The organism is Bacillus sp. z60-11 (genome assembly GCF_046464135.1).
Lineage (GTDB): Bacteria > Bacillota > Bacilli > Bacillales > Bacillaceae > Bacillus > Bacillus sonorensis_A.
This window is the reverse complement of the sequence record NZ_JBIYSN010000006.1, coordinates 269,034-292,295: the sequence shown is the minus strand read 5'-3', so window position 1 is coordinate 292,295 and position 23,262 is coordinate 269,034. Positions and strand designations below refer to the sequence as shown.

The window sequence follows — 23,262 nt, the reverse complement described above, 5'->3', positions numbered from 1 at the left end:
GAGGTCGTGTTCCATGACTGTAGAATGGAAAAGCGAACGTCAATACGAAGATATTTTATATGAAACATATAACGGTATTGCAAAAATCACGATCAACAGGCCTGAAGTACATAACGCATTTCGACCGAAGACCGTTTCAGAGCTGATCGATGCATTTGCTTATGCAAGGGATGATGCTGACATCGGTGTGATCGTCCTTGCCGGTGCGGGAGATAAGGCGTTCTGTTCAGGCGGAGACCAAAAGGTCAGAGGCCATGGAGGTTATGTCGGAGAAGACGAAATCCCGCGTTTGAACGTGCTTGATCTGCAGCGTTTGATCCGTGTGATACCGAAGCCCGTCGTTGCGATGGTCTCAGGCTATGCGATCGGCGGCGGCCACGTGCTTCACATCGTATGCGACTTGACAATTGCCGCGGACAACGCCATTTTCGGACAAACAGGCCCGAAAGTAGGCAGCTTTGACGCCGGATACGGTTCAGGCTATTTGGCGCGCATCGTCGGCCATAAAAAAGCCCGTGAAATCTGGTATCTGTGCCGTCAATACAATGCTCAGGAAGCAAAGGAAATGGGTCTGGTCAATACGGTTGTTCCGCTTGAGAAGCTTGAAGAGGAAACGATCAAATGGTGTGAAGAAATGCTTGAGAAAAGCCCGACGGCACTCAGATTTCTTAAAGCTGCGTTCAACGCAGACACCGACGGACTGGCGGGCATTCAGCAATTTGCCGGAGATGCCACACTCCTCTACTACACAACAGATGAAGCAAAAGAAGGCCGCGATGCGTTTAAAGAAAAACGCCGTCCAGACTTTGGGCAGTTCCCGCGCTTTCCGTAAAAACAGAACATTGAAGAAACAGCTTAGTGCGACTGAGCTGTTTTCTTTTATCCACCAGAAATACGTCTTGGAGATGATGATATGCTAATGGACCAGCCGAATTGGCTTAAACAGCGCGCAGAACTCTCACCCGACAGGCTGGCTGTCATTCAGGGCAACCGGCAGCTCACCTTTATGGAATTGCATCAAGAAGCGGCAAAAATGGCTGCTCAGCTCAAAAGCTGTTCAATCGGAAAAGGGGATACAGCCGCGATGCTGCTGACAAACCGGATTGAAATGGTCATCGCCCTTCACGCCTGTATTTTTCTCGGCACCCGAATCGTTTTGCTGAATACGAAGCTGTCAAAAGCGGAAAGAATGTATCAGCTCGAACATTCCGAGGCAAAGCTTTTGATTACGGAACAGCCTTTTGCAAAAGAGCACAAGGAGAATGCTTCTTTCCGCACAGTTGACATTGATGAACTACAAAGCATACAGGCCGGTCCCCTTTTAACAGCAGCGGAGATTCGTTTGGACGATCCGGCCACCATCATGTACACATCGGGTACGACAGGACGGCCGAAAGGTGTGATGCAAACATTCGCCAACCATTATTTCAGCGCCGTTTCATCAGCCTTGAATCTCGGACTCTCGGAGAATGACCGCTGGCTGATCGCTTTGCCGCTGTTTCACATCAGCGGATTATCGGCTTTATTTAAATCTGTGATCTATGGAATGACTGTTGTGCTTCATCAAAAATTTGCCGCAGAAGATGTTCTGCATTCGATTAACCAGCATCGGGTGACGATCATATCGGTCGTTCAGACGATGCTTTCCCGCCTTGCAGCCTGTGTAGAAAGCTGTCCGGAATCGCTGAGATGCCTTTTGCTGGGAGGAGGGCCTGCACCGTTTGCTTTGCTTGAAGAATGCAAAAGCAAACAGATGCCTGTCGTTCAATCGTACGGAATGACGGAAACGTGTTCGCAAATCGCGACGCTCGCTCCCGAATACAGCATCTTGAAGCTTGGCTCAGCAGGAAAACCGTTGTTTGCTTCAAGCATCAGAATCGAAAAAAACGGTGCACAATGCCGGGCGGGGGAACACGGGGATATCATCGTCAAAGGCCCGACTGTGATGAAAGGCTATTTAAAAAATGAAGCGGCAAATGAAGCATCTTTCAAGGAAGGCTGGTTTAAAACTGGCGACATCGGGTATCTTGACGATGACGGATTTTTATATGTTCTCGACAGACGTTCGGACTTAATCATTTCAGGAGGGGAAAATATTTACCCCGCCGAAGTTGAAGCGGTTCTTCTTGCACATCCTTCCGTTTTGGAAGCAGGTGTCAGAGGAGCCGATGACGAGACATGGGGGAAAGTTCCTCACGCTTACCTCGTCGTGAATGAGCCTGTCGATGAACAGGAACTGCTCCGTTTTTGCAAGGAGAGACTCGCTTCATATAAAGTGCCGAAGGCTTTTCATTTTATCGACCGATTGCCGCGCAATGCTTCAAATAAATTGATGAGACATAAATTGTAGAAGGAGATCGCCATGATTCAAATCAGACAGCTGACATTGTACCACCTCGGCATGCGCTTGAAAAAACCTTTTAAATCAAGCTTGGAGACCATTCAAGAGCGCAAATTCATCATTATAGAGGCTGAAGACGAAAGCGGTGTGACAGGCTGGGGCGAAGTCTCCGCTTTCTCATCGCCCTGGTATACAGAAGAAACGACTGAGACCTGCTACCACATGCTAAAAAGTTTTTTTATCCCTGTCGTGCTTCGCGAATCCTTCTCACATCCTTCAGAAGTTCCCGAAAGCTTAAGGGGATTTAAAGGCAACCGAATGGCAAAGGCGGGACTTGAGGCAGCATGTTGGGACATTTACGCCAAAAAAAAGGGTGTATCTTTAAGTGAAGCCCTGGGCGGAGTCAAAGCAGAAGTGGCTGCCGGTGTTGTCGTCGGACTTGCTCCACTTGAGGATATGCTTCAGGAAATGGCCCAATATGTAAAAGAAGGATATCAAAGAATAAAATTAAAAATTCAGCCCGGACAGGATGTAGAGCTTTTAAAAGAAATCCGCAAGCATTTTCCGAGAGTTCCGCTGATGGCCGACGCAAATTCGTCCTATCACCTGAAAGATATCAGCCGCATCAAGGAGCTTGATCAATTCAAACTGATGATGATCGAACAGCCGCTGGCAGATGATGATATCGTCGACCATCGCCATCTTCAAAAGCATATTAAAACTTCGGTTTGCCTTGACGAAAGCATCAGGTCTGCCGATGATGCGAGAAAGGCGATCGAACTCGGCAGCTGTAAAATCATCAATATCAAGCCTTCACGGGTCGGCGGTCTGACGGAAGCGCTGAAGATCCACGATCTTTGCAAAGAGCATCATATGCCGGTCTGGTGCGGCGGCATGTTTGAAACAGGTATTTCCAGGGCGCATAATATCGCGCTCAGCTCCCTTCCGCAATTTTTAATTCCCGGTGATATTTCCTCATCTTCACGGTATTGGGAAGAGGATATTGTCAAACCGGAAATTGAGATTGACAACGGCTGGATAAAAGTTCCGAAACGACCGGGAATGGGGTTTGAGGTGGATGAAAATGTTTTGAGAAGACATTCATCAAAAATGGATGTCTTTAAGCGATAAAAAACGGTTTTTAGCCATTGAATGATCGATTTTCGGGATTTGTTTGCAAGCCTGCTAAATTGTATATTGAACATGTACACATTATCCCCTTCTCGTTTGGGCCGGCTAACGATCAGCCGGTTTTTTAACAACAAAAGAGCCGTCTTTAAAGACAGCTCTTTTGCTTTGCTCAATGCTCGGTCTGTCCGATCAGCCGATCCGCATCTTCCGGCAAATCGTCAAGGCCGCCGTATTCATAGTCCCATAAGTTCATGAAGGAGCGGGCCGCCTTTTGAAAAGATATTTCATCGGCTCCCTGGATTTCTTGATAAAAAGCCTCAAGCAGCGACTCTTTATTCATGACCTTGCCCTCCTTCATTCCTTTCGGTTTAATGGTGTTCAGGTTTAAATGTTTTGCAATCTGTTTCCTCGCTTTTTGAGGCTTTCTCGCCCTCGGCATGGCTGACGACATAGATGGCGTCGGCCGTACATTTGTTTCCTTGATCCCAGTATGTGCAGTTGCTGACTTCACATAGTATTTTTTGTTCCATACGGACTTTAAGCCCCCCTAAAAATGTAGTACACCTTTAGCTTATCCACCTGCATCAGGTTCATACTTACTCGTGCTGTTTAATGTACCGCCTGTCTTTCATGAATAATTTCCAGAAGTAATAAAAGCCGGGAAACAGAATAATAAAACCGATAATGTATGAAATAAACAGCGCCCTGAATGTTTCCGGGGCGGTAAAGCCGGATTGAATCGTCACATCGGGATAGATCATGTATGGCAGATGGGAGCGCCCGTACACATAGCTTGCCGTAAAATACTGCAGGGTAATAGCGATGACGGCAAGGCGCGGTTTTCCAAGCCGGTCTTTATTGTAGGTGTTGGGTAAAAACAGTGCTGCAAACGCGATCAGAAACAAGAGAAAAGAAAGGACCAGCCAAGGAAGGCCGTTCATCATTCTTGTGAAAAGCCAGTTTGCTTCGGTTCTCATCGTCATCATAATGAAAAAAGACATGATCAAAGCGAGCGGTCCGGATATCAGAGCGTTCCGTCGGTAAACCTGATAAGCATCTCTTTCCCCGGCAACGTTTGAAAAATCGGCCAGCAATAAGGATGACAAAAACAGGGTGCTGAAAATGGCAAATCCCATAAATGAGTAGGCGTGCGGGCTCAACAATAAATGAGCGAAAGCCAATTGGTAAGCGCCGTTTTGCTGGTAGACGAAATCTCCGTGAGTCACGGGAAGAACGAGAATTAAGACGGCGGGAATAATAAAGCCGCTGATGCCTGAAACATATGTCAACGCTTTTTCATACCCTTTCGCAGCGTGAGAAAAAACCAAAAAGCCGCTTCGAATCGCCAGCAGCAGCAAAATGATGCTGCCGGGAATCAAAAGCACCGTTCCCAACACATAAGTTCCGCCGGGAAAAAAGCTGAAGAGAGCCACGACGATTCCGACGATAAAGACATTTGTCACTTCCCATGTCGGAGAAAGGTAGCGGTTTGCAATATTCGTTGCTTTCAGCTGTTTTTTGTTCATATAAATCATCGACCAAAAACCGGCTCCAAAATCCATGGACGCCATGACGGCGTAGATGAATATGAAACCCCAGACGATCGAAATGGCCAGCAGTGCATCTGTTGTCCCATCCAATTGCATCATATGACTTCCCTTCTGTTATGGCGTAATGTTTATGCTTCCTTGAGATCTTCTTCGACAGGATGGCGTTTAAAATAATACTGTAAAACAAACACCACCGCTGCCCCCAAAATGATATAAACGATAAAAAACAAAAGAAATAAAATCCCGATTGACCCTGATGAGGTCACGACTTCAGACGTTTTCTGCATGTGATAGATCACCCACGGCTGTCTTCCGGTACAGGCAAACACCCAGCCGAATTCGATCGCAAGCAGGCTGAGCGGTCCTGCCGTCGTGAAAAAGACGAGCATCCAGCGCGGAAAATGGTCCTTTTTCAACACTTTTCTCCATAAAAAGCCGCAGGCAGCATAGACGATCAAGAGCCCTCCGATTAATACCATTCCGTTAAACAGCGTATGGATGAACAGCGGAGGCCACTCATCTCTGGGAAATTCATTCAAACCTTTGACGACGGTATCAAACCGGTTACCTGCCAAAAAGCTCAGAGCCCATGGGATTTCAATCGCCCACTTGATCGATTGTGTGGCTTCATCGGTTATACCGCCGATTGCCAAGGGCGCATGGGACTGGGTTTCAAATAACCCTTCCGCACCCGCCAGCTTTTCAGGCTGATAACGGTGCAGGTATTGTGCGGATTCATGTCCGCTTATGGCAGTGATAAGAGAAAACACGCCTCCGACGAGCAGTCCGAGAAGAAGCGCTTTTCTGTGCAGGATATACACTTTTTCGTTCCCGCGATTACGGAGCATTTTATATGCGGCGATTGTCGCAATGATAAAAGCGCCTGTCATAAAAGCAGAAACAACGACATGAGCAGCCGTTACTGCAAAGCTTTTATTAAAAAAGGCCGTCCACGGCTGCACATCGGTAATTTCCCCGTTTACAATTTTGAAGCCTTCAGGCGTTCCCTGAAAAGCGTGGACATTGGTGATTAAAATGGCAGAAGCGGCGGCGCCAATCACGATAAAGACCACGGCTGTGATTCGCATCATAGGCGAGAGACGGTCTGCCGCGTATACATAAATTGACATGAATAATGCCTCGATAAAAAACGCGTATATTTCAATTTGAAAAGGCAGGGACATCACTTTTCCGATTACTTCCATAAAGCCCGGCCAAAGAAGCGCCAGCTGTGTTCCTGCAATGGTTCCGGTCGGGATCGCAACCCCCAGCAAAACGGCTTGGGCCTTTGTCCATCTTTTTGCCATAATCGCATAGTGGGGATCGTTTGTTTTTTGATAAATCAGCTCAGCCAAAAGAATCATTAAAGGAATTCCGACGCCAAGCGAGGCAAAAATGATGTGGAATCCCATCGTTGTTCCGAAAAGGCTTCTTGCAAACATTAAATCATTCATCCGGAAAGCCACCTTTCATTCACACCAGTTTCCTTTTATTGTTTACCTCCTTTTTTAGATTATTCTTCCTGTCTGTCAGCAAAATTGTCAGGATGTTTAAAATTTGTCATATCAATCGTATGATTTTGACATGAAGAAGCGGAAGGTTTATAATAAAACGTAATTATTACGCTTTAAAAGGAGGAATAGTCAATGAAACCAAATATTCATCCCAAAACATATCAAGTGATTTTTCAGGATGTAAACAGCGGATACCGTTTTTTGAGCCGTTCAACAAGAACGTCTACTGAAACGGCGGAGTGGGAAGACGGCAAAACATATCCGGTGATTAAAGTTGAAGTCAGCTCAGATACCCATCCATTTTACACGGGCAGACAAAAATTCAACGAAAAAGGCGGAAGGGTCGAACAGTTTAAGAAAAGGTTCAATATGGATTAAAAGACCGGATGCTCCGGTCTTTTTTTATGCAATAAAAAACGCGCATGACATGCATGCGCGTGTAAGCTGTTATTGATTTGACAATGCCTTTTTCAAAACAGTCAAGTTCTCTTTCATGATGCTGATGTAATCTTCGCCTTTTTCGATATCCTCTTTTGTAACGGATTCGAGGTTTTTCATCGTCAGGCTCTCAGCTCCGATCTCTTTTTTAATGATCTCTGAGATTTTGCTGCTTACATTGTTTTCAAAAATAACATATTTTATATTGTGTTCTTTCGCGGTTTTGACGATATTTTCAAGTTCTTTTTGGGAAGGCTCCTCTGTCGGTGAAAGGCCGAGCACGCTCATCTGTTCAATCCCATAGCGTTTTTCCCAGTAGCCGTATGCGGCATGAGACACGAGGATCTCTTTTTTGTCAGCCTTGTCGACAGTTTGTTTAAACTCCTGATCAAGCTGTTCTAAATCTTTTTTTAGAGATTCGTAGTTTTTTGTAAATGTTTTTTGATGATCGGGATCGAGTTGAACAAGCTCATTCTTAATGTTTTCCGCTAATTTTTCAGCAAGTACAGGGTCGAGCCAGACGTGCGGGTCATGATCTCCATGGTCGTGTCCGTCATCGGCATGTTCGTGCTCCTCATCATGTCCATGTTCTTCATGCCCGTGTTCTTCTTCATGTCCATGTTCTTCTTCATGCGTCAGGAGATCAATGCCTTCCCCGGCTTTGACGATTTTCACGTCGCTTCCCTTTAACGTATTGACGGCTTTGTCTGCGAAGCCTTCAACACCGACGCCGGAATAAATAAAGGCATCGGAGTCGGAAATTTCCGCCATTGTTTTTGAGCTTGGCTCATAAGTATGGGCCTCTACGTTAGGAGGGTAAACGCTCTTGACGTTCACATATTCACCGCCGATTTTTTTAGTGAAATCCTCAAGCGGATATATCGTTGTATAAATGTCCAATTTTCCGTTGTCTTCTTTTTGGTCGCCGGAAGCTCCATTGCTTGAGCAGCCTGCGGTTAATCCGGCAGCAAGAATAAATGCAGATGCTAATCCGAATGCTTTTTTCATCGTATTTCTCCTCTCAACATCAAAACTGAAATCGTTCCGATTTAATAAATCCTGTATCATTGTATCGTAATAGTTCCGATTTGAAAAGAGGTAATCTTCGTCAAATCGTGTTGGAAAGTGGAGGTATCCGAAGCAACCTTTCTTATAAAACGTAATTATTACGAATTTCATCGTGGGCAAATGGTGAAAAAAAGAAAAGACATATGTTATATTTAAAATTAAAAAAGTGAAAAGAAAGGAATCGGATCATGAAACTTTTGGATAATATTCTGCAATTTAACCAGCAGTTTGTAGAACGGCAAGACTACAAGAAATATGAAACAAGCAAATTTCCCGATAAAAGAATGGTCATCCTCTCCTGTATGGATACAAGGCTTGTCGAACTTCTGCCGCATGCCATGAACATGCGGAACGGGGATGTGAAGATCGTCAAAAGCGCCGGCGCGCTTGTGGCCCATCCATTTGGAAGCATTATGCGAAGCATTCTTGTCGCCGTCTATGAGCTGAACGCTGATGAAGTATGTGTAATCGGCCATCACGACTGCGGAATGAGCAAGCTGAAAGCTGAGAGCTTTTTGGAAAAAGTGGTGGAACGCGGAATTCCAAAAGAACGGATCGAAACGCTTGAATATTCCGGTGTTGATTTTGAGCAATGGCTGAAAAGCTTTCACTCTGTGGAAGACAGCGTCAGAGACAGTGTGAAAGTCATCCGAAACCATCCGCTGACACCGGCAGATGTTCCTGTGCACGGGCTTGTTATCGATCCGGAAACAGGAAAGCTTGACCTTGTTGTCAACGGCTATGAAGAAGTGAATTAATCCTTTTGCTTTTTATCAGGCACGGGATCAATGCCGCCGGGATGAAAAGGATGGCATTTTAGAATCCGCCTGACGGTAAGCCAGCCTCCTTTAAGCGCTCCATGTTTTTCGATCGCTTCACGGCCGTAGTTGGAGCAGGTCGGATAAAATCGGCAGGAAGGCGGGAGAACAGGCGATATCCATTTCTGATAGAGCCGGATAATCAAGAGGAATAGTGATTTCATGTGTTTCAGCACCTTTTTGTTTTGTCTTTATTATAATATAAGCAAAACACGCACAAAAAGGAAAAGCATTCACCTGAAAACTGACCGGTAAAGTATGATATAATACAAAAAGACCGATGGAAGGGAGAGAGGAATATGCCTTCAGTTGAAAGTTTCGAACTGGATCATGATGCGGTAAAAGCGCCTTATGTCAGACATTGCGGCGTTCACAAAGTTGGGACGGACGGCGTTGTCAACAAGTTTGATATCCGTTTTTGCCAGCCGAACAAACAGGCGATGAAGCCTGATACAATTCATACACTTGAGCATTTGCTCGCATTTACGATCCGCACATATGCTGAAAAATACGATCATTTTGATATTATTGACGTGTCGCCGATGGGATGCCAGACAGGTTATTACCTTGTCGTAAGCGGTGAGCCGAAGGTGGAAGAAATCGTCGATTTGCTTGAGGACACGTTTAAGGAAGCCGTAGAAGTGACTGAGATTCCGGCCGCAAATGAAAAGCAGTGCGGGCAGGCAAAGCTTCATGATCTTGAAGGTGCGAAACGCATGATGCGCTATTGGCTTTCGCAAAACAAAGAAGATTTATTAAAAGTATTTGGCTAAAAACATAAGCAGCCGGCGCCAAGAGTATGGCGCCGGTTTTTCATATTTTGTTCACAAAGAAAATAATGCCATTAATCCCTGAACTTTGCTACACTTGTTTATGTAGTACATAACATGACAAAAAGGGTGATAGGATGCGTTGGGGAAAATGGATTGTTCTCTTGTTTTTAGCAATTGGCCTCACCGCCTGCGGCCAAACGGAAAAGCCTGCGGCATCGGATGAAAATCCCAAAGTGCTGACAGCCAAGCTCTCGGCGCCTGAACAAGTCGCCAAAAATGAAAAGGCTGTCATCAAGGCGACCGTGCTTTACGGGGACGAGCCGGTGGCAGATGCAGATGAGGTGGAATTTGAATCTTGGAAGGCGGGGAGCAAGGAAGAGAGCCAGCTTCAAAAAGCAAAGCATGAAGGAAAAGGAGTCTACAGCATCGAGAAATCGTTTCCGGATGACGGACATTATAAAATCCAAGTCCATGTCACGGCCAAAAATCAGCATACGATGCCCGTAGCCGACATGACAGTCGGCTCGCCTGGGGATGAACATCAGGGAGATGATGAAAAAGAGGAAACCCATCATCATTGATGGGTCTGTTTTTCTTCCTGATTCGGCAGGGGATCGACCTGATGCCTGTAATCGTACGCTTTTGACGTAGTGACAAGCGACACTGCCAGCACGGCGCCTGTAATCAAAACACCTACTATAATCCAGAACAGGATCATATGCAACCTCCGCATGCTTTTTCCAACAGTTTACCATATGGGAGAAAGAAAATCATGAGCAAGAGTAAAAGAAATGTTTCCTGCACAACCTAAACGGGTAAAGAAAAAGTAAACAAAGGAGGACGATCAAGATGTCAGAAAAGTTGAAAACAACGGTTAACAAACAAGTCGCTAACTGGACCGTGCTGTATGTGAAGCTACATAATTATCATTGGTATGTGAAAGGCAAAGATTTCTTTACTTTGCATGAAAAATTTGAAGAGCTTTATACGGAATCTGCACAGTATATCGACGATTTGGCTGAACGCCTGCTCGCCATGCAAGGCTCGCCCGTGGGCACGATGAAGGAGTGCCTTGAGCTGTCATCCATTAAAGAAGCGGACGGCAGCGAGACGGCCGAGCAAATGGTGCAGAACATTTACGATGATTTTTCAACGGTGGCTGACGAGCTGAAAAGCGGAATCGAGCTTGCTGAGGAAGTCAATGATGAAACGACGGGCGATATGTTTTTGGCGATCCACCAATCGATAGAAAAGCACAACTGGATGCTGAAAGCTTATTTAGGATGATACGGAAAGGCCGGGCTGATGCCCGGCTTTTTTTGTGTTATTCGTTCTTTTTACAGCCTCTTTTGAAAATTGTCAAACAATTCATCCAAGCCTTTCAAAGCTTTTTTTCATAGGATAAGCTATGAAAAGTCTTTTTTGAAAGGATGTTGAAGCGCATGTTTAAGGACTTAGGCATAGGCATCTTTTCGCTATCGGTCAGCTTATCGGCCGTCGGATTTTTGTTTGGCGCGATCGAATATTTTTTCTTCATTTTAATCACGTTAATGGGAATTGAATTTGTAAGCAAAAGCTTGAATGAATGTGTGAAAGATCAATTTACAATCAACGGGCTGTTTACAAGGCTGGCGAAAAAGTTAGTCACGATTTTTCTCATATCTGTTGCCCACTTTTTTGACCAGCTGCTGCAAACCGATAATTCGATCCGTGATTTTTCAATCATGTTTTATATTTTATATGAGGCGTTTCAAATCATCAGCACCGCCCATTCATTGGGAATCCCGGTTCCGCAGGTGGTGGTGGATATTCTTGAAATCATTAAGGAAAAACTGCGGGGAAAGCTGTAACATTTTAAAACAACTGGCCATACTAACACGAAAAAGGATGATTGGCTTTGGAAAAGAGGACATACTTTGTTTCGGTTCAAGATGGAATGATTTCGCAAAGCTCTGACGCTTCCCCGTGGGAGTTTGAAATCAAGGCAACAGACGATGACATTATCATTTTGAGAGAGTATTTTGATCAGATGCATTCCGAGGATTGGGTCAACTTTTTCCGATCCCATGTACCTGCTGTCGAGTACCATTATGACAGCTCCAACGACAAACTGGATGAACTGCGGAAGGACATATATTCAATGCTCTATCGGCTCGGCACGGAAGAAACGAAAACATTCATCAGTGAAAACGGTCTGGCGGACATGAATTCTGCTGATTAACCTATAGACGGGAGCCGCCCGGTGTGTCCGCCTTGTACCCTCTCATATCGATTAGCTTTAATTAAAAGGCGGGAACTCGACAAAAAACATACCGAACGAATCAATATATGATATGATGAGTGGAAGAAGCAAGGAAACGGATTTGAGGGATTATGATGTACGAATTTAAAGATTTCTACCGCAATACGGTTCAGCTTTCATTTGAAAAGCATCCCTTTTCACAGAAGCCCAAACATGTATGGGTCATTTGCCGCTATCAAAATCAATGGCTTTTAACAAACCATCAGGACAGGGGCTACGAATTTCCGGGCGGCAAAGTCGAGCCTTTCGAAAACGCCGAAGAAGCGGCTCTGCGGGAAGTGAAAGAAGAAACAGGCGCGGATGTACGAAAGCTGACATATCTCGGACAATATAAAGTTCTCGGCAGAGAAAAAGTGATTGTCAAAAATATTTATTTTGCCGAGATCGAAAAAATTGAAAAACAGGAGACATACTATGAAACGAAAGGCCCTGTTTTGCTAAAGAACCTGCCTGATGACATGGCCAAAAACAGAAAGTATAGTTTTATCATGAAAGATTCCGTCCTGACGATCAGCCTTGAAAAGCTGAAAAAGCAGGGGATGATCTAGGAAAAGGCCCCGCTGTTAAGCGGGGCCTTTTTTCAAGTTCTTCCCTTCATCCATTTCCTTTCCAAGAGCTCCACGCACTGATACATGATCGTTGCAAACACGGCGATGATGAGAAGGCTCAGCATGACAAGGGTGAAATTGAAAACTTGAAAGCCGTAAATGATCATATAGCCGAGTCCTCGGGCTGATACTAAAAATTCCCCGACGATGACACCGACCCAGCTCAGTCCGACGTTTACTTTCAGCGTTGAAATCATCGTCGGAATGGAAGCGGGAAGAATCACTTCTTTGAAAATTTCACTTTTTTTGGCGCCGAACGTTTTCATGACCTTTACATAATTTTCATCGATTTCCTGAAATGAAGTGTAGACAACGATTGTCGTGATAATGACGCTGATGATGGCGCCCATCGCAATGATGCTTGTGAGACTGGGACCGATGGCGACGATGAGGATCGGGCCCAATGCAACCTTTGGCATTGCATTTAAGACGACGAGATAGGGGTCCAATATATTGGAGAGCCTTGGAAACCACCATAAGAGCGCGGCCAGGAAAATTCCGAGCAAGGTGCCGGCAAGAAAGCCGAGAATGGTTTCAAATACCGTGACGCCGATATGTCCAGGCAATGAACCGTCCCCCATTTTTTCAAGGAAAAGCCCCCAGACGGCTGAAGGGGAGCTGAAGATGAGCGGATCGATCCATGCCAGGCGGCTTGCCGTTTCCCACAGTGAGAAAAAGATGATAAATATCGCGATTTGGTAAAAGCGGACCCGTCGTTTTTCCGCCTGCTGCTTTTTTAAAAACTGTTGATGAAGGAAATCAGTGTTGTTCAAGGTGATTGAGCTCCTTCCATATGGCCTGAAAGATGGCCTGAAATTCCGGTTCCTGCCTTGCTTCAAACGGTGTCAGCTTTCGTAAAGATTCGGGAATCGCAAAGGTTTTATGAACCGTACCCGGCTGCTTTGAAAACAGCAGGATCCGATCGCTCATGGCGATCGCCTCTTCAATGTCATGGGTGACAAGGACGGCTGTCTTTTGATAGGTATTCAGCGTGTTGAAAACCAGGTCTTCAAGGTTGAGCTTTGTCTGATAATCAAGGGCTGAAAAGGGTTCATCAAGCAGGAGGATTCCGGGATCGACGGCGAGTGTGCGGGCGAGAGCGGCTCTTTGTCTCATGCCCCCTGAAAGCTCTTTCGGATACTTGTTTTCCACTTGATGAAGTCCGAACTTTTCCAACAGCTCCAAAGCGGCCTGTTTTGTTTCAAGGCTGAGCTTTTTTGAGATGCGCAAGCCGATAAGGACGTTTTCTTCAATCGTTTTCCAGGGGAACAAATAATCCTGCTGAAGCATATAGCCGATCAGCCGGTCTTTTTCATCAGGCTGTTGCCCTTCAAATAAAACACGGCCTTCCGTCGGCGCCACGATGCCGGCGATGATCGAGAGCAGCGTTGTTTTGCCGCATCCGCTCGGACCGAGAAAAGAGACAAACTCGCCTTTTTCAACATTGATGCTGACATTCTCCAGCGCGGTGGTTTTTTCTTGCAAAGAAAAATAAGTATGTGTGACATCCTGAACTTGCAAAAAAGACATGCGGCCACCTCCTATTGATTTTTTGTGACCTTTTCGGCGATCTGTGTATTGACCAGCTCTTGGTGAGATATGTGTTTCGGCAGCTCTCCGGCTTCATCCATAATGGTTTGCAGCTGATTCCATTCCTCTGCATCAAGAACAGGATGGAGTGCGAAAGAATCCTGTTTTTTATATCGTTCGATAGAGGATGCAATGATGGACAGATCTGTGTCTTTAAAATAATCCTGAATGCTGAGCGCGGCTTCCTTTGAGGAATGTGACTTGACCCACTTTTGAGCTTTATAGATCGCCCGGGTGAATTTTTCCGCTGTTTCTTTATTCTTCTTTAAGTAGCTTTCTTTTGCCATGAAAGTCGTGTAGGGAATCCGGCCCGATTCTTTGCCGAAGGAGGCGACAATATGGCCGATGCCTTCTTTTTCAAAAATGGAGGCCTGAGGTTCGAAAAGCTGAACATAATCTCCCGTTCCGGAAGCAAAGCTGTTGGCGATGTTGGCAAAGTCGATCGTTTGGATCAAATGAAGGTCTTTCTTAGGATCGATGCCTTTTTGCTTTAAGGCGTATTCTCCCGCCATCTGCGGCATGCCGCCTTTCCGCTGGCCGAGGAACGTTTTACCTTTCAGCTGATCCCAGCTGAAATCATCCGCCTTTTGCCTGGAGACAAGAAATGTTCCGTCCGTCTGGGTAAGCTGGGCAAAATTAATGACAGGGTCGCTTGCTCCCTGTGCATTCACATAGATGGATGTTTCCGATCCGACAAGCGCGATATCTGCGCCGTTTGACAACAGGGCAGTCATTGTTTTATCTCCGCCCCAGGTCGTTTTCAGCTCGATATCGATGCCTTCTTCTTTAAAAAAGCCTTCGGAGATGGCGATATATAAAGGCGTATAAAAAACGGAACGGGTCACTTCCGCCAGGCGGACTTTTTCTGATTGCTGCCCGCTGCAGGAAGCGAGGATAAAGAGCATCACGGTGAAGGATAATATGGTCAAAAAGAAACGCTTCAAACCGATTTCCCTCCTTTAATTTCGGTTGTTTTCGGCATAAAATAGTTTATGTTAAATGCAAAACAGGTGTGAGGGACAACTGCGGATTAAATAGAGGTGACATGACCAAATGTGGATAGAAAAAAGAAGATTCCCATCACCGAACGGCCAAGTGCGGCTGTTTTCCGTTACATACCTTTCACAAGGACTGAAAGTCAAGGGACTGCTTGCGGAACCTGCAGCGCCCGGACGCTACGACGGTTTTTTGTATTTGCGCGGCGGGATTAAAAATGTCGGTATGGTCAGGCCCGGGCGGATCGTGCAGTTTGCCTCGCAAGGCTTTGTCGTTCTCGCTCCCTATTACAGGGGCAATCAAGGCGGTGAGGGGAACGAGGATTTTGCCGGGGATGACCGGGAAGATGCGTTTGCGGCATTCCGTCTGCTGCAGAAGCATGAGCTTGTGAAAGAACAACGCGTTCATATATTCGGGTTTTCGCGCGGCGGAATTATGGGCATTTTAACAGCCATAGAAATGAAATCAGCCGCCGCTTCTTTTGTTTCCTGGGGCGGTGTGAGCGATATGGTCATGACCTATCGCGAACGTAAGGATTTGCGGAGGATGATGAAGCGGGTCATCGGCGGGACGCCGGAAAAAGCGGCGCAGGCATATGCCTGGCGGACGCCGTTTGACAAGCTCGATCATATTGATGCGCCGATCCTTTTGATTCACGGAGTGAACGATCAAAATGTCTCGATTGAACATGCGCGCCGCCTGGAACAGGAATTGATGAAAAGAAGGAAATCGGTTGAAACCTGGTACTTCAATGCGTTCACCCATTACTTCCCTCCGGGGGAAAACAGAAGGATTGTCAGAGAGCTCTCGCGGTGGATGAAGAGCAGGTGATGGACAAGTTATGATAAACTAAAGTAAAAGATAAAGGAGGGGGCTTTCGCGTGGGAATGCCAGTTGAATTTAATACGATGATTGTGACAAAAGGAAAAGAAACAAGGGTCGAGGAAAACTTGTTTACACTGGAAAAAGAAGGCTATCGGGTGTACCCTCTTCACGTACCGATCGAAGTCAGAAAGACAAAGAAGGGCGACATTACTGGAACGGCGCATGCGGAGCGCCTTGAATGGTCAGAAGGACGCACACATTTAACATATAGACTCGTTTCCTTAAATTCAACGAATTAAAAAAGCCAAGGCGCTGAATGCGTCCTTGGCTTTTCTGCAGTTATGCAGGTACATCTTCTTCATTTCCAAGACCTTTTTTGAAAGTCAGTCTGTGAATGATCATCGTAAGAGCGCCGTCCCCCGTGACATTCGTCGCCGTGCCCAAGCTGTCCTGGGCGAGATAAAGGGCGATCATTAAGGAGACGCTTGTTTCATTAAAGCCGAGCATGGACTGTAAAAGCCCGGCTGCAGCCATGACAGCTCCCCCCGGAGCGCCCGGCGCTGCGACCATTGTGATGCCAAGCATTAAGATGAACGGCATCATCATTGAAAAGGTCGGCGTCTGCCCGTTTAAAATCAAGACGCCCATTGCGCAGCTTGTCAGGGTGATCGTACTGCCTGACAAATGAATATTGGCGAGAAGCGGAACCGCAAAATCGGCCACTTTTTGGCTGGCGCCTGTTTTTCTCACTTGTCTGAGCGTCACCGGAATGGTTGCGGCTGAAGACTGTGTGCCAAGCGCGGTAAAATAAGCAGGCGCCACGATTTTCAACAGTGCGAACGGGTTCCTGCCATTGGCAAGGCCTGCCGTCGTGTATTGAAACAAGAGAATGACGAAGTGCAGCACAATAATCATCACAAACACTTTTGCAAACACGGATAAGATGGTCTGTACCTGGCCGCCGTACGTCATATTTGTGAAAATGCCGAAAATATGAACGGGCAATAAAGGAATAATGATATACGAGATCAGCTTTTCGATAACCGTTTGAAATTCATCAAACGCGTTTTTTAATGTTTTGCCAGGCAGATAGGCGATTCCGATACCCATGATGAAAGCGAAAATCAGCGCGCTCATCACGCTCATGAAAGGCGTCATTTCAATCGTGAAAAATCCGCTTTGCAGCACTTCTTCCGGATTTTTAAATTCCTGCAGCTGATGTCCGGAAATGATGGCGGGCAGCAGGTTTGAGCCGACGAGAAAGGCCAAAAGCCCCGCGATAATGGTTGACGCATAGGCGATACCGGCTGTAAGGCCAAGAATTTTTCCAGCTCCGCGTCCGATTTGTCCAATGCCCGGAATGATAAAAGCAATAATAATAAAAGGAATGGCAAATTTGATAAAGTTTCCGAAAATGTCATTGAACGTTGCGGCGGTTTTGACAAACCAAAGCGGAGCAAAGCTTCCAACGATAACACCAAGAACAATTGCCGTGATAATTCTCGGCAGCAATCCAAATTTCATCGATATGTCCTCCTGAAGTATACAAATGTTTTTATCATATTATCATATGAAAACTTTCTTTTGTTAAAAATGAAAAAAGTCTTTATTTTCAAACAACAGCAGCGCAAGATCTTGCGCTGCTGCTTATTGGTTTTAGATCAGAGGACCTCCGGCTTTTTCGATATCGCCGGTATTAGAAAACTTTTTAAAGTTCTTTTTAAATTCGTTTGCCAAAAGAATTGCTTTTTCTTCGTACGCTTTTTCATCCGCCCAAGTTTTTGCCGGTTCGAGCACCTGATCGGGAACACCCGGAACGTGTATCGGCGTATGCAGACCGAAAATCCGGTCCGTTCTCATGTCTGCATGATCCAGTTCACCCTCAATTGCGGCTTGAACCATTGCTCTCGTATAAGCCAGGCTCATTCTCTCTCCGACGCCGTAGCCTCCGCCGGTCCAGCCTGTGTTGACGAGGAATACGCTGACGCCGTGCTCATCAATTTTGCGTCCCAGCATTTCTGCATAAACATGGGCCGGGAGCGGGAGGAATGGCGAGCCGAAGCAGGTTGAAAAAGTCGCTTCAGGAGAGGTGATGCCGCGTTCTGTTCCGGCAAGCTTGCTCGTATATCCGCTCAAGAAATGATACATCGCCTGTTCTTTCGTCAGTTTGCTGATCGGAGGAAGCACGCCGAACGCATCCGCCGTCAGAAATACAATGGTTTGCGGGTGTGCCGCGATGCTCGGTTTGACAATGTTGTCGATCGCCTCTATCGGGTAAGCGGCTCTAGTATTTTCCGTATAAAAGCTGTCAGAGTAATCCGGTTCCCCGGTTTCAGTGTCAACGACGACATTTTCAAGAACGGAGCCGAAGCGGATCGCTCTATAAATCTGCGGTTCTTTTTCTTCGCTTAAATGGATGCATTTTGCGTAGCATCCGCCCTCAATATTAAATACACCTGTACTTGACCAGCCGTGTTCGTCATCGCCGATCAGCCTCCGCTTCGGATCTGCCGAAAGGGTCGTTTTTCCGGTGCCTGACAAACCGAAGAAGAGAGCGGTTCCCCCTTCCTCGCCGACGTTCGCAGAGCAGTGCATCGGCAGAATGTTTCGTTCCGGCAGAAGAAAATTCATAATCGAAAAAATCGATTTTTTCATTTCTCCGGCATATTCGGTTCCTCCGATTAATATGGTGCGCTTCTCAAATGAGACGATGATAAATGTTTCCGATCTTGTACCGTCAAGGAGCGGATCGGCTTTAAAATGAGGAGCGGAAAGGATCGTAAAAGGCTCTACAGCCGGCTTTTGATGATGATCTTCAGGCCTGATGAACAGCTGTCTCGCGAACAGGTTGTGCCAGGCGAACTCGTTGACGACAGTGATCGGAAGGCGGTATTTTTCATCTGCACCCGCAAATCCTTCAAACACAAACAGTTCGTCGCGCTCCTTTAAATAGCTGACGACTTTTGTGTAAAGCCTTTCAAAAGCGGCCTCTGAAATCGGCTGGTTTACGGCGCCCCAGTCAATCTTTTCCTTAGAGCTTTCCTCCTCAACAATGAATTTGTCTTTTGGAGAACGGCCGGTATATGTACCGGTCGTCGCCCGTACGGCTCCTGATGATGTCAAGACCCCCTCATTGCGGTGAAGGATTTTTTCAACAAGATGCGGAACGGATAAATTGAACTGGACGTTATCACCCGTTAATAATGTTTGCAAGTCAGTCGCCAAATCTACAGAATTCATAAAAAACCTTCCTTTGCGTGTTTTTTAATGTGTATAACATTAATGTAGAAATAGTATAACACATTTACTCTTATAGTCTATACTGTTTTCTGCAATTTCGTTCGGGTTTTTTCTTCAAAGAGTTGTTCCAAATTTATCTCGACCGATATTGACATGACAAGCCATTTTAAGATAAGATATTTCATTGAGCGGATACTCTTATCCCGAGCTGGCGGAGGGACAGGCCCGATGAAGCCCAGCAACCGGTTTCTCTCTATATAAAGGATGTAAAACAGTTCCTGAGAACACTATGGTGCTAACCTGATGCAAGGTGTCGAATACCTTGAGCGATAAGAGTGAAAGGCACGCAATACCAGACCCTTTCCTCAGAGAATAGGAAAAGGTTTTTTTATTGCATAAATCCATATACAAAAACTGCTAAAAAAAATGCCTTCAGGACGAAGGTACTGGGCGTTTTTCACAGGACGTGAAAGGTTTTAGCCGAGTATCAAGCAGGACGAAGGTACTGGGCGTTTTTCACAGGACGTGAAGGGATGCAGCCGGGAAGCCGATCAGGAAAGGCCGCCTGCAAAAGGGGAATATCGGCTCAGGATCTCGTTAAGAATAAGAAATATGGAAATTCTTTCAAAGTGAGAGGTCATGATGCCCCGGTGCGTCATATCATGTAAAAGGGACGGGTTCCGTATCATCATTAAGATCACGGCTGATCTTCATATACAGGAGGAAATATAAACATGAGCAAAAATCGTCGGTTATTTACTTCAGAGTCAGTTACAGAGGGCCATCCGGACAAAATTTGCGATCAGATTTCGGATAGTATATTAGACGAAATTTTAAAGAAAGATCCGAATGCACGCGTCGCATGCGAAACATCTGTAACAACCGGTTTGGTGCTGGTAAGCGGTGAAATTACAACATCCACATACGTGGATATTCCGAAGACAGTACGCGAAACGATTAAAGAGATAGGATACACTCGCGCAAAATACGGCTTTGATGCTGAAACATGCGCAGTATTAACATCTATAGACGAGCAGTCTCCTGATATTGCAATGGGTGTCGATCAGGCGCTTGAAGCGCGTGAAGGTGACATGAGCGACGCAGAAATTGAAGCGATCGGAGCCGGAGACCAAGGCCTGATGTTCGGCTTTGCCTGCAACGAGACAAAGGAACTCATGCCTCTGCCGATTTCCCTTGCTCATAAATTGTCCCGCCGGTTGACGGAAGTTCGGAAAGAGGAAATCCTTCCATACTTGCGTCCGGACGGAAAAACTCAAGTAACCGTTGAATATGATGAGAACAATAAACCGATTCGCATCGATACAATCGTGATTTCTACACAGCATCATCCGGAGATTACGCTTGAGCAGATTCAGCGCAACCTGAAAGAATATGTCATTAATCCGGTTGTGCCAAAAGAACTGATCGATGAAAACACGAAATATTTCATTAATCCAACAGGACGTTTTGTCATCGGCGGTCCGCAGGGAGATGCCGGATTGACCGGCCGGAAAATCATTGTCGACACGTACGGCGGATATGCCCGCCACGGAGGCGGCGCGTTTTCCGGGAAAGACGCGACAAAAGTTGACAGATCTGCCGCTTATGCTGCCAGATATGTAGCGAAAAACATCGTCGCAGCAGGACTTGCCGAGTCATGCGAGGTTCAGCTTGCCTATGCGATCGGCGTCGCTCAGCCGGTATCGATTTCGATTGATACATTCGGTACGGGAAAAGCGAGCGAAGAGACTTTGATTGAAGTGGTTCGCAAAAACTTTGATCTAAGACCTGCCGGCATTATCAAGATGCTTGACCTGCGCCGTCCGATTTATAAACAAACGGCAGCATACGGACATTTTGGACGCCTTGATCTTGATCTGCCTTGGGAGCGCACGGATAAAGCAGATCAGCTTCGCAAAGAGGCGCTAGGAGAATAACAACCGCATAGCCGCTTAATCAAGCGGCTTTCTTTTTCGCGACGGATACGGGACGCTTTTGAAACTTGAAAAACAGGTTTCATATGTTTGTTTTTTTATTGAAAACAATGAGGGCAATATGCTCGTTTTTCAAGTTTTTTGAAACGTTTTTCTTTAAATACATGTCTAATCAAGAAGCAGATCTTACTCTGCATGAAATTTAAAAAAATCGGAGGCAATACTATGTGTGGATTTGTAGGGGTATTCAATCATCGCCCATCATCCGAGACGGCAGGCCAGGAAGAACTGATTAAACAAATGAATGAATTGATTGTACACCGCGGTCCCGACGATGATGGGTACTATCATGATGAGCATGTAGGCTTCGGATTTAGAAGGCTGAGCATCATCGATGTTGAAAACGGAGGACAGCCTCTGTCATATGAAGATGATTCCTACTGGATTATTTTTAACGGAGAAATCTATAACTATATAGAATTGAAAGATGAGCTTCTTTCAAAAGGCTATCAATTTCAGACCGATTCCGATACCGAGGTTTTGCTTGCGACCTACCGCCATTATAAACAGGAGGCTGCATCAAAACTGCGGGGAATGTTCGCCTTTTTAATCTGGGATAAACAAGAACAGCTTTTATACGGAGCACGCGACCCGTTTGGCATTAAGCCGCTTTATTTTACAAAAACGGACGGCCATGTTTATTTTGCATCAGAACGAAAAAGCCTGATGCCTGTCGGTGCTGAGCTGGAATTTAACGAAAAAGGCCTTCAGCAATATACATCTTTCCAATTCGTGCCTGAGCCTGAAACGCTTGACAAAAAGGTGCGAAAAGTGGAACCGGGTCAGCAGTTTACGATTCGTCCCGGAGAAGATCTTCAATTTAAAACATACTGGAAAGTTCAATTTAAGCCGGTGCAGACGGAAGAAGAAAAGCTTGTTCAGGAAGTAAGGGACGCGATTTTTGATTCTGTCAAAGTCCATATGAGAAGCGATGTGCCTGTCGGTTCATTCCTTTCAGGCGGAATTGACTCTTCCTTTATCGTGTCTGTGGCCAAACAGTTTCATCCGAATTTGAAAACATTCTCGGTCGGGTTTGAACATGAAGGCTTCAGCGAAGTGGACGTTGCGAAAGAAACCGCGGACAAGCTCGGCTTGGAAAACTTCAGCGCCGTCATTTCTCCTGAAGAATACATGAACGAGCTTCCTAAAATCGTCTGGCACTTGGATGATCCGCTTGCCGATCCTGCTGCGATTCCTTTGTATTTTGTAGCGAAGGAAGCGAAAAAACAGGTGACGGTCGTCCTTTCCGGAGAAGGGGCGGATGAGCTGTTCGGCGGATATAACATTTACCGCGAACCGCTGTCATTAAAACCGTTTGAACGGATTCCGTCGCCTTTGAAAAAAATGCTTCTCCGCGTTGCCCAAGCGATGCCTGAGGGAATGAAAGGAAAAAGCTTTTTAATGAGAGGATGCACCCCTCTTGAAAAAAGGTATATCGGAAATGCGAAGATTTTTGAAGAAGGTATGAAATCAAAACTTCTTCGCCAGTATGACAGCAACCTCTCTTACTGTGACGTGACAAAGCCGTATTTTGAAGAAAGCAAGTCCTACAGCGAAATCAATAAAATGCAGTATGTTGATATTCACACATGGCTGCGCGGGGACATTTTGCTGAAAGCCGATAAAATGACGATGGCCAATTCCCTGGAGCTCCGCGTTCCATTTTTGGACAAAGTCGTTTTTGAAGCGGCTTCAAAAATTCCGGAAGAGCTGAAAACAAAGAACGGCACGACAAAATACCTGCTTCGAAAAGCGGCGGAAGGCATCGTTCCCGAGCATGTGCTGAACCGCAAAAAGCTCGGCTTCCCTGTGCCGATCCGCCACTGGTTGAAAAACGAAATGCATGACTGGGCCGTGGGCATTATTAAAGAGAGCGAAACAGACGCATATATTCATAAAGACTATGTGCTTCAGCTCCTTGAAGACCACTGCGCCAACAAAGCGGACAACAGCCGTAAAATCTGGACGGTACTTATCTTTATGATCTGGCACAGCATTTTTGTCGAAAAGCGCTATGTCCCGGAAGAATTAAACCATCAGCCGAAAGAAGTCATCATTGTTTAACTGCAAAAAA

At 45.8% G+C, this 23,262-nt stretch carries 27 protein-coding genes and 1 riboswitch; of the genes, 15 read left to right on the top strand and 12 right to left on the bottom strand.

All coding sequences use genetic code 11. The features are described from left to right. The first annotated feature begins 13 nt into the window (after positions 1–13). From menB to menC, 3 genes are all read left to right on the top strand, one after another. Positions 14–832, top strand: coding sequence for a 1,4-dihydroxy-2-naphthoyl-CoA synthase (menB, locus tag ACINLD_RS17810; RefSeq protein WP_026588392.1), 819 nt, complete (start codon positions 14–16; stop codon positions 830–832). Between the two features lie 81 nt (positions 833–913). After that, the gene (locus ACINLD_RS17805; protein ID WP_026588391.1) at positions 914–2,350 is read left to right on the top strand and encodes an o-succinylbenzoate--CoA ligase; all 1,437 of its coding nucleotides are present in this window, start codon (positions 914–916) and stop codon (positions 2,348–2,350) included. 12 nt (positions 2,351–2,362) lie between these two features. After that, complete coding sequence (gene menC / locus ACINLD_RS17800; RefSeq protein WP_077736164.1) at positions 2,363–3,472, top strand: o-succinylbenzoate synthase; 1,110 nt, start codon at positions 2,363–2,365, stop codon at positions 3,470–3,472. Positions 3,473–3,641: 169 nt separating this feature from the next. On the opposite strand, the gene ACINLD_RS17795 is transcribed toward menC, so the two are convergent. The 4 genes from ACINLD_RS17795 to ACINLD_RS17780 all read right to left on the bottom strand — a co-directional run bounded on the left by ACINLD_RS17795 (position 3,642) and on the right by ACINLD_RS17780 (position 6,476). Continuing rightward, on the bottom strand, positions 3,642–3,812 hold the full coding sequence (locus tag ACINLD_RS17795; RefSeq protein ID WP_179115698.1) for a hypothetical protein: 171 nt from the start codon (positions 3,810–3,812) through the stop codon (positions 3,642–3,644). 28 nt (positions 3,813–3,840) lie between these two features. Beyond that, on the bottom strand, positions 3,841–4,002 hold the full coding sequence (locus tag ACINLD_RS17790) for a DUF1540 domain-containing protein (protein WP_077736165.1): 162 nt from the start codon (positions 4,000–4,002) through the stop codon (positions 3,841–3,843). Positions 4,003–4,068: 66 nt separating this feature from the next. Next, complete coding sequence (locus ACINLD_RS17785; protein WP_077737182.1) at positions 4,069–5,118, bottom strand: cytochrome d ubiquinol oxidase subunit II; 1,050 nt, start codon at positions 5,116–5,118, stop codon at positions 4,069–4,071. Between the two features lie 32 nt (positions 5,119–5,150). Further along, the gene (locus tag ACINLD_RS17780; RefSeq protein ID WP_026588388.1) at positions 5,151–6,476 is read right to left on the bottom strand and encodes a cytochrome ubiquinol oxidase subunit I; all 1,326 of its coding nucleotides are present in this window, start codon (positions 6,474–6,476) and stop codon (positions 5,151–5,153) included. A 192-nt stretch (positions 6,477–6,668) separates the two neighbouring features. Between ACINLD_RS17780 and ACINLD_RS17775 the strand changes: the two genes are divergently transcribed. After that, the gene (locus tag ACINLD_RS17775) at positions 6,669–6,914 is read left to right on the top strand and encodes a type B 50S ribosomal protein L31 (RefSeq protein ID WP_026588387.1); all 246 of its coding nucleotides are present in this window, start codon (positions 6,669–6,671) and stop codon (positions 6,912–6,914) included. Between the two features lie 69 nt (positions 6,915–6,983). Here ACINLD_RS17775 and ACINLD_RS17770 read toward each other — a convergent pair whose 3' ends face one another. Further along, entirely contained in the window at positions 6,984–7,982 is a 999-nt protein-coding gene (locus tag ACINLD_RS17770; protein WP_410207101.1) for a metal ABC transporter solute-binding protein, Zn/Mn family, read from the bottom strand. 248 nt (positions 7,983–8,230) lie between these two features. Between ACINLD_RS17770 and ACINLD_RS17765 the strand changes: the two genes are divergently transcribed. Continuing rightward, positions 8,231–8,800 (top strand): beta-class carbonic anhydrase, encoded by a 570-nt coding sequence (locus ACINLD_RS17765; RefSeq protein WP_026588385.1) that lies wholly within the window; start codon positions 8,231–8,233, stop codon positions 8,798–8,800. Here the strand turns inward: ACINLD_RS17765 and yidD are convergent. Beyond that, the gene (gene yidD / locus ACINLD_RS17760; RefSeq protein ID WP_026588384.1) at positions 8,797–9,024 is read right to left on the bottom strand and encodes a membrane protein insertion efficiency factor YidD; all 228 of its coding nucleotides are present in this window, start codon (positions 9,022–9,024) and stop codon (positions 8,797–8,799) included. The two genes, ACINLD_RS17765 and yidD, sit on opposite strands and share 4 nt — an antisense overlap. A 135-nt stretch (positions 9,025–9,159) precedes the next feature. Between yidD and ACINLD_RS17755 the strand changes: the two genes are divergently transcribed. Beyond that, on the top strand, positions 9,160–9,633 hold the full coding sequence (locus ACINLD_RS17755; RefSeq protein ID WP_077736167.1) for an S-ribosylhomocysteine lyase: 474 nt from the start codon (positions 9,160–9,162) through the stop codon (positions 9,631–9,633). A 134-nt stretch (positions 9,634–9,767) separates the two neighbouring features. Continuing rightward, a complete protein-coding gene (locus tag ACINLD_RS17750; RefSeq protein ID WP_026588382.1) occupies positions 9,768–10,214 on the top strand; it encodes a FixH family protein in 447 nt (148 codons plus the stop codon). Here ACINLD_RS17750 and ytzI read toward each other — a convergent pair. Beyond that, positions 10,208–10,351, bottom strand: coding sequence for a YtzI protein (gene ytzI / locus ACINLD_RS17745; RefSeq protein WP_077736168.1), 144 nt, complete (start codon positions 10,349–10,351; stop codon positions 10,208–10,210). The two genes, ACINLD_RS17750 and ytzI, sit on opposite strands and share 7 nt — an antisense overlap. Positions 10,352–10,482: 131 nt before the next feature. Between ytzI and ACINLD_RS17740 the strand changes: the two genes are divergently transcribed. The 4 genes from ACINLD_RS17740 to ytkD all read left to right on the top strand — a co-directional run bounded on the left by ACINLD_RS17740 (position 10,483) and on the right by ytkD (position 12,483). Further along, entirely contained in the window at positions 10,483–10,920 is a 438-nt protein-coding gene (locus ACINLD_RS17740) for a Dps family protein (RefSeq protein WP_026588381.1), read from the top strand. Positions 10,921–11,075: 155 nt separating this feature from the next. Next, positions 11,076–11,483 (top strand): holin family protein, encoded by a 408-nt coding sequence (locus ACINLD_RS17735; protein WP_026588380.1) that lies wholly within the window; start codon positions 11,076–11,078, stop codon positions 11,481–11,483. Positions 11,484–11,530: 47 nt separating this feature from the next. Beyond that, on the top strand, positions 11,531–11,854 hold the full coding sequence (locus tag ACINLD_RS17730) for a hypothetical protein (RefSeq protein ID WP_026588379.1): 324 nt from the start codon (positions 11,531–11,533) through the stop codon (positions 11,852–11,854). 155 nt (positions 11,855–12,009) lie between these two features. Further along, complete coding sequence (gene ytkD / locus ACINLD_RS17725; protein WP_026588378.1) at positions 12,010–12,483, top strand: RNA deprotection pyrophosphohydrolase; 474 nt, start codon at positions 12,010–12,012, stop codon at positions 12,481–12,483. 32 nt (positions 12,484–12,515) lie between these two features. Here ytkD and ACINLD_RS17720 read toward each other — a convergent pair whose 3' ends face one another. From ACINLD_RS17720 to ACINLD_RS17710, 3 genes are read right to left on the bottom strand one after another with little or no spacing between them, the layout of a single operon-like run. Further along, complete coding sequence (locus tag ACINLD_RS17720; RefSeq protein ID WP_236251152.1) at positions 12,516–13,316, bottom strand: ABC transporter permease; 801 nt, start codon at positions 13,314–13,316, stop codon at positions 12,516–12,518. Then, a complete protein-coding gene (locus ACINLD_RS17715; RefSeq protein WP_409444461.1) occupies positions 13,303–14,073 on the bottom strand; it encodes an ABC transporter ATP-binding protein in 771 nt (256 codons plus the stop codon). The genes ACINLD_RS17720 and ACINLD_RS17715 overlap by 14 nt, the downstream gene beginning before the upstream one ends. An 11-nt stretch (positions 14,074–14,084) precedes the next feature. Beyond that, a complete protein-coding gene (locus ACINLD_RS17710) occupies positions 14,085–15,077 on the bottom strand; it encodes an ABC transporter substrate-binding protein (RefSeq protein ID WP_035428253.1) in 993 nt (330 codons plus the stop codon). Positions 15,078–15,186: 109 nt separating this feature from the next. Between ACINLD_RS17710 and ACINLD_RS17705 the strand changes: the two genes are divergently transcribed. Together ACINLD_RS17705 and ACINLD_RS17700 are read left to right on the top strand one after the other, a co-directional pair. Continuing rightward, a complete protein-coding gene (locus ACINLD_RS17705; protein WP_026588374.1) occupies positions 15,187–15,960 on the top strand; it encodes an alpha/beta hydrolase family protein in 774 nt (257 codons plus the stop codon). Positions 15,961–16,010: 50 nt separating this feature from the next. Then, the gene (locus ACINLD_RS17700) at positions 16,011–16,253 is read left to right on the top strand and encodes a DUF2584 domain-containing protein (RefSeq protein WP_026588373.1); all 243 of its coding nucleotides are present in this window, start codon (positions 16,011–16,013) and stop codon (positions 16,251–16,253) included. A gap of 40 nt (positions 16,254–16,293) precedes the next feature. On the opposite strand, the gene ACINLD_RS17695 is transcribed toward ACINLD_RS17700, so the two are convergent. Both ACINLD_RS17695 and pckA read right to left on the bottom strand, forming a co-directional pair. Further along, on the bottom strand, positions 16,294–17,478 hold the full coding sequence (locus ACINLD_RS17695; RefSeq protein WP_026588372.1) for a dicarboxylate/amino acid:cation symporter: 1,185 nt from the start codon (positions 17,476–17,478) through the stop codon (positions 16,294–16,296). A 132-nt stretch (positions 17,479–17,610) separates the two neighbouring features. After that, positions 17,611–19,194, bottom strand: coding sequence for a phosphoenolpyruvate carboxykinase (ATP) (gene pckA / locus ACINLD_RS17690; RefSeq protein WP_410207100.1), 1,584 nt, complete (start codon positions 19,192–19,194; stop codon positions 17,611–17,613). 195 nt (positions 19,195–19,389) lie between these two features. After that, positions 19,390–19,530, top strand: a riboswitch (SAM riboswitch). Positions 19,531–19,928: 398 nt separating this feature from the next. On the opposite strand from pckA, the gene metK reads away from it, so the two are divergent. Beyond that, positions 19,929–21,131: a methionine adenosyltransferase gene (gene metK, locus ACINLD_RS17685; RefSeq protein WP_026588370.1), complete on the top strand. Its 1,203-nt coding sequence runs from the start codon at positions 19,929–19,931 to the stop codon at positions 21,129–21,131. Between the two features lie 222 nt (positions 21,132–21,353). Beyond that, complete coding sequence (gene asnB, locus ACINLD_RS17680) at positions 21,354–23,252, top strand: asparagine synthase (glutamine-hydrolyzing) (protein ID WP_277691547.1); 1,899 nt, start codon at positions 21,354–21,356, stop codon at positions 23,250–23,252. The last annotated feature ends 10 nt before the right edge of the window (positions 23,253–23,262 follow it).

Bases quoted from the DNA above. Each gene is read 5' to 3' on its own strand.
- asnB (WP_277691547.1), top strand. From the start codon at position 21,354: ATGTGTGGATTTGTAGGGGTATTCAATCATCGCCCATCATCCGAGACG.
- ACINLD_RS17805 (WP_026588391.1), top strand. From the start codon at position 914: ATGCTAATGGACCAGCCGAATTGGCTTAAACAGCGCGCAGAACTCTCA.
- ACINLD_RS17705 (WP_026588374.1), top strand. From the start codon at position 15,187: ATGTGGATAGAAAAAAGAAGATTCCCATCACCGAACGGCCAAGTGCGG.
- ACINLD_RS17785 (WP_077737182.1), bottom strand. From the start codon at position 5,118: ATGCAATTGGATGGGACAACAGATGCACTGCTGGCCATTTCGATCGTC.
- ACINLD_RS17755 (WP_077736167.1), top strand. From the start codon at position 9,160: ATGCCTTCAGTTGAAAGTTTCGAACTGGATCATGATGCGGTAAAAGCG.
- pckA (WP_410207100.1), bottom strand. From the start codon at position 19,194: ATGAATTCTGTAGATTTGGCGACTGACTTGCAAACATTATTAACGGGT.
- menC (WP_077736164.1), top strand. From the start codon at position 2,363: ATGATTCAAATCAGACAGCTGACATTGTACCACCTCGGCATGCGCTTG.
- ACINLD_RS17795 (WP_179115698.1), bottom strand. From the start codon at position 3,812: ATGAATAAAGAGTCGCTGCTTGAGGCTTTTTATCAAGAAATCCAGGGA.
- ACINLD_RS17790 (WP_077736165.1), bottom strand. From the start codon at position 4,002: ATGGAACAAAAAATACTATGTGAAGTCAGCAACTGCACATACTGGGAT.
- ACINLD_RS17715 (WP_409444461.1), bottom strand. From the start codon at position 14,073: ATGTCTTTTTTGCAAGTTCAGGATGTCACACATACTTATTTTTCTTTG.
- ACINLD_RS17735 (WP_026588380.1), top strand. From the start codon at position 11,076: ATGTTTAAGGACTTAGGCATAGGCATCTTTTCGCTATCGGTCAGCTTA.
- ACINLD_RS17780 (WP_026588388.1), bottom strand. From the start codon at position 6,476: ATGAATGATTTAATGTTTGCAAGAAGCCTTTTCGGAACAACGATGGGA.
- ACINLD_RS17775 (WP_026588387.1), top strand. From the start codon at position 6,669: ATGAAACCAAATATTCATCCCAAAACATATCAAGTGATTTTTCAGGAT.
- ACINLD_RS17750 (WP_026588382.1), top strand. From the start codon at position 9,768: ATGCGTTGGGGAAAATGGATTGTTCTCTTGTTTTTAGCAATTGGCCTC.
- ytkD (WP_026588378.1), top strand. From the start codon at position 12,010: ATGTACGAATTTAAAGATTTCTACCGCAATACGGTTCAGCTTTCATTT.
- ytzI (WP_077736168.1), bottom strand. From the start codon at position 10,351: ATGATCCTGTTCTGGATTATAGTAGGTGTTTTGATTACAGGCGCCGTG.
- yidD (WP_026588384.1), bottom strand. From the start codon at position 9,024: ATGAAATCACTATTCCTCTTGATTATCCGGCTCTATCAGAAATGGATA.
- menB (WP_026588392.1), top strand. From the start codon at position 14: ATGACTGTAGAATGGAAAAGCGAACGTCAATACGAAGATATTTTATAT.
- ACINLD_RS17695 (WP_026588372.1), bottom strand. From the start codon at position 17,478: ATGAAATTTGGATTGCTGCCGAGAATTATCACGGCAATTGTTCTTGGT.
- metK (WP_026588370.1), top strand. From the start codon at position 19,929: ATGAGCAAAAATCGTCGGTTATTTACTTCAGAGTCAGTTACAGAGGGC.
- ACINLD_RS17770 (WP_410207101.1), bottom strand. From the start codon at position 7,982: ATGAAAAAAGCATTCGGATTAGCATCTGCATTTATTCTTGCTGCCGGA.
- ACINLD_RS17765 (WP_026588385.1), top strand. From the start codon at position 8,231: ATGAAACTTTTGGATAATATTCTGCAATTTAACCAGCAGTTTGTAGAA.
- ACINLD_RS17740 (WP_026588381.1), top strand. From the start codon at position 10,483: ATGTCAGAAAAGTTGAAAACAACGGTTAACAAACAAGTCGCTAACTGG.